Raw genomic sequence first — 1,049 nt, forward strand, 5'->3', positions numbered from 1 at the left:
CGGGTGCCTGTAGAAGGTCAAGAGGTTGTTTCATTACCGATACGGCTGATGGGCGAGTTGTAGTTGAGGCTACCATGGGGTCTTTTTAGGTTGTAGAAGTCGTTCCATGGTTTGAGGTGTAGGTCTCTTTGAGCGGAGTTGAGCCAGTGTTTTGCATAGGCCCATTCTCTGAGGGCGGTCTGTATGAAGCGTTCCGCCTTGCCGTTTGTTCTTGGAGTGTAGGGTCGGGTGCGTCGGTGAGTGAGCTGCATGGCGGCACAGGCCTGGCGGAATATCTGAGAGCGGTAACTGGAGCCGTTGTCGGTGAGCAGCGATCTGACGGTGACGCCGTGTGTGGCGAAGAAGGCGAGGGCATCGCGCAGGAAGCCGATGGTGGTGTGTGCCTTCTGATCAGGCAGTATCTGGGTAAAGGCCAGTCGGGAGTGGTCATCCACGGCCACGTGCAGTGCCAAAAAGCCTGGATGCTGTTTTTTGCCGCGCAGCCTGCCATCGCCGCGCAGCGAGACCTCGCCGAAGCGCGTCATGCCCTTGATGTCCAGGTGCAGCAGATCGCCGGGCCGGGGGTGCTCGTAGCGCAGCACGGGCGGCGGCGGATTCAGATCGCGCCATCGGCTCAGCCTGGCCCGGCGCAGGATACGGCTGACCGACGCGGGACTCAGTCCTGTCCGGCGCGCGATCTGGTAGCCGGGCATGTGCCCGCGCCTCAGCTCGATCACCTGCGCGGTCAACTCCCCGGCCAGACGGCTCGGGCTGCTCCGGGGACGCGAGCTGCGATCCAACAGCCCCGCCATGCCGTCCGACTGGTAGCGGAAAACCCACTTGCCGGCGGTCCGGGCACTCACGCGGAAGGCGGCTGCAGCCGCCTTCCGCGTGAACCCCTGCTGCAACACATACAACGCCAGCGCTTCTCGACTGAGAAGCGTCAATCGGGCATTCTTATGAATGTCCATTCGATCCTCCGAAGACTCCTAGTTGCTCGTCACAACCAGCTTCTCCGGTTCAAATCGAATGGACAACCTCTAGAAACATCACAGGTGCCCCACATCTCG

At 61.4% G+C, this 1,049-nt stretch carries 1 protein-coding gene; it reads right to left on the minus strand.

Annotated elements, in window-relative coordinates:
- Positions 1-17: 17 nt before the first annotated feature.
- Positions 18-950 carry an IS481 family transposase gene (locus XX99_RS21145; protein WP_050061418.1) on the minus strand — a complete coding sequence of 311 codons (933 nt, stop codon included), beginning with the start codon at positions 948-950 and terminating at the stop codon, positions 18-20.
- Positions 951-1,049: the final 99 nt, after the last annotated feature.

Origin of the sequence: Silvibacterium bohemicum (genome assembly GCF_001006305.1) — a bacterium.
Taxonomy (GTDB): Bacteria; Acidobacteriota; Terriglobia; order Terriglobales; family Acidobacteriaceae; genus Silvibacterium; species Silvibacterium bohemicum.

Bases quoted from the DNA above. Each gene is read 5' to 3' on its own strand.
- XX99_RS21145 (WP_050061418.1), bottom strand. From the start codon at position 950: ATGGACATTCATAAGAATGCCCGATTGACGCTTCTCAGTCGAGAAGCG.